This is a genomic window from Xanthomonas sp. SHU 166 (assembly GCF_000364685.1).
GTDB lineage: Bacteria > Pseudomonadota > Gammaproteobacteria > Xanthomonadales > Xanthomonadaceae > Xanthomonas_A > Xanthomonas_A sontii.
Map to the genome: position 1 here is coordinate 1 of NZ_AQOJ01000553.1, position 2163 is coordinate 2163.

Sequence of the window (2163 nt, forward strand, 5' to 3'; positions counted from 1 at the left end):
GGGCGCTGCCGGCGGCCTTGGCTGCGGCGCTGTTGCTGGGGCTGTGGATCGCGCAGCGGCAATTGCCGCAGGGCGATGCGCACGGCCCGACGGTCGCGGCGGCCCAGGGTGGCGTCGCCGAGGGCGCGCTGGCGCAGGCACTGACGCAGCAGTTGTCCGGCCAGTCCCAGGGAAGCGTGCGCATCGGCCTGAGCTTCCGCGATCACGACGGCCATTACTGCCGCACCTTCGCCCTGCCGAGTGCAAGCGCCGGCCTGACCTGCCAACGCGACGGCGCATGGCGGGTGGAACTGCTGGTGCCCGCCGGCGAACGCCACGACGGCGGCGGCATGCGCATGGCGGCCAGCCCGATGCCGGCCGCCGTGCTGCAGGCGGTGGATGCACGGATCGCCGGCGAGGCGCTGGATGCCGACGGCGAACAGCGCGCGCGCGCGCGCGGCTGGCGCTAGCAACAGGCCGATGCCCCGCTTGCTTCGGGATGGACAACGCGCCTTGGCGCACCTCCGAAGCACGCCGGAACACGTTCGGTAGGAGCGGCTTCAGCCGCGACAGGCGTTACCGGGAACGCCCGTCGTGGTTGACGCCGCTCCTACAATCGAGAAAGGACATCATGCCGAGCCGCGGCAATAACGCGTTATTAGAGACGTCCTGAAGCCGCTCCTACAGCACATCGCCTCACGCTCGATGCCGCGGACGTACCTTCTTCGAGGTGCCCTCAGGGCAGCGTCGCCTGCGTCTTCGACTCGGCGGCAGCGTCGAGGCCATCGATGCCGGCCAGCATCTTCTTCAGCAATATCTCCAGCTGCTGCTGCTCGCCGGCATCCAGCGCCGCGGTTTCCGTCTCCAGGAACGCACACACGTCCGGCAGCAGGCGTTCGATCAGGGCGATGCCGGCCGGCTGCAGGGTCAGCGCGACCTTGCGCCGGTCTTCCGGACTGGCCGTGCGCGACAGCAGCCCCTTGCTGCACAGGCTGTCGGTGAGACGGGTGATGTTGGCCGGCTTCTCGCTGGCGGCCTCGGCCACCTCGGTGGGGGTGATGCACTGCTCGGGCGTGCCGTACAGCATCATCAGGATCTCGTACTCCGGCGGGCTGATGCCGTACGCCTTGAGCACGCCGCTGGCGTTGGCATGCACGCGCTTGTACAGGTGCTTGACCAGCCGGACCAGCACGGCGGGTTCGCGCGGGAAGGCCGGATAGCGCGCGCAGGTGTGCGCCACGCGCCGCTCGGTCTGATCGAAACTGCCCATAAGAAATCGATTGCAAGTGGGGGTAGCCGCCAATGCTACCCATTGCGCAGCGTCCCGACGAGGGCATGCATTGCGTTCCCGCACGCTGTCGACGCAGTGCACCGCACGCCGACGAGCACTGGCGCGCCGGCCATCGCTCAGGCGGCAAACAGCGGCGCGTACTCCGGTGCCACCAGCTCGCGCAGCACGCTGGCCGGCACGTCCACCGTCTGCGTGCCATCGGCGTACGGCCCCACCTGGTACGGCGGGAACACGAAGCGCAAGGCGGTGATCTTGCCCGCCGCGTCGACCAACGGCTGGAACTGGCTGAAGTTGCCGGGCCGCGGCTCGGTGCCTTCGGCGATCATCTTGCTGGCGCTGCGCACCTGCTCGTCCTGGTCCTCCGGCGGCACCTGTTCGGCATCCACCCGCGTCTGCACCGCCTGGCGCAGTTGCGCAGCAACGTAACCGGCCACCTGCTTCCAGTGCGACGCATCCGGGATCAGCGTCTCGGCCGTCAACATGCGCTGCTGCTGCGGCAACCACACCCAACGCGCCACCAGCGGTTCGCCGTGGGCGCCGCCGGTGTAGCGGCTGCCATCCGCACTCAGTGCGACCAGGTCCGGACGCTCCAGCAGCATCTCGAACTGCAGCGAGAGTTCGTAGGGCGCGCGCGGGCGATCGTTGCCGAGCCCGTCGACCGCTTCCATCAGCTCGCTGCGCGCGCTCTGCGCATAACGGTTGGCCGCCTCGGCCAGTCCGGGATAGCGGTTGATCGACGGCGGGAAAGTGATGCCGACCACATAGCTGGGGCTGTGTTCGACGATGTCCTTCAGTTCCGGCGGCGTGGCCTGCGCCGGCTCCGGCACCGCGGCGGCCTCGCTTTGTGCCGGTGCCGCGGCGGGCGCCGGTGCGGCAGCCGGTTCCTCGCGTTT

General features: G+C 69.5%; 2 protein-coding genes and 1 pseudogene. 1 reads left to right on the forward strand and 2 read right to left on the reverse strand.

Features of this window, described 5'->3' with window-relative positions; all coding sequences use genetic code 11:
- Positions 1–449: pseudogene (locus tag D180_RS14095) on the forward strand (hypothetical protein); the annotation flags it as partial.
- A 266-nt stretch (positions 450–715) separates the two neighbouring features.
- On the opposite strand, the gene D180_RS14100 reads toward D180_RS14095, so the two are convergent.
- Both D180_RS14100 and D180_RS14105 read right to left on the reverse strand, forming a co-directional pair.
- On the reverse strand, positions 716–1249 hold the full coding sequence (locus D180_RS14100; protein WP_017913309.1) for a MarR family transcriptional regulator: 534 nt from the start codon (positions 1247–1249) through the stop codon (positions 716–718).
- Positions 1250–1386: 137 nt separating this feature from the next.
- The coding region (locus D180_RS14105; protein ID WP_017913310.1) for a DUF3298 and DUF4163 domain-containing protein at positions 1387–2163 on the reverse strand (777 nt) is incomplete at its 5' end.